Here is a 390-nt window from a genome sequence, read left to right as displayed (position 1 = left end):
GCTTAAGACCGATCGCTCCCCCGCCAAGCAAGGCGGGTCCCGCCGGACGATTACGATATCGGGACATCGCTTTTGAAATGAGCGGGGAGAACAACTGCGCCGGCGGGTGCCTGGCCCAGCCGGACTAATTCGCAAGCACAAATGAGGGCCGCCGCGCGCTCGAACTGCTGAATAGTCAGTAGACGCAGTGTGTAGCGCATGAAAACCGTAACGCCCGCGCCGGACGGATTTCCCCTAGCGCGTATCCGACGCAAGAAAGCGGTGAAAGCGGTGAGAAGCAGATAAGCTTCTGTCTTGCCGCCGCCCGTAGGAAACCACAGCAGATCCATGGTCTCAGAGTCGGATTCGAAACTAATTCGTTGAATGACAGTGTCTTGCGGCACGCCGGAT

The 390-nt window shown here is 58.5% G+C and carries 1 protein-coding gene; it reads right to left on the bottom strand.

Annotated elements, in window-relative coordinates; genetic code table 11:
- Positions 1–50: 50 nt before the first annotated feature.
- Positions 51–390, bottom strand: a 340-nt coding sequence (locus AX703_RS12770) for a hypothetical protein (protein ID WP_231735520.1), incomplete at its 5' end; no start/stop codon positions are given.

This window comes from Novosphingobium sp. CCH12-A3 (assembly GCF_001556015.1).
GTDB classification, from domain to species: domain Bacteria; phylum Pseudomonadota; class Alphaproteobacteria; order Sphingomonadales; family Sphingomonadaceae; genus Novosphingobium; species Novosphingobium subterraneum.
Note: the sequence above shows the minus strand (reverse complement) of the source record. Positions and strands in the feature narration are given on the sequence as shown.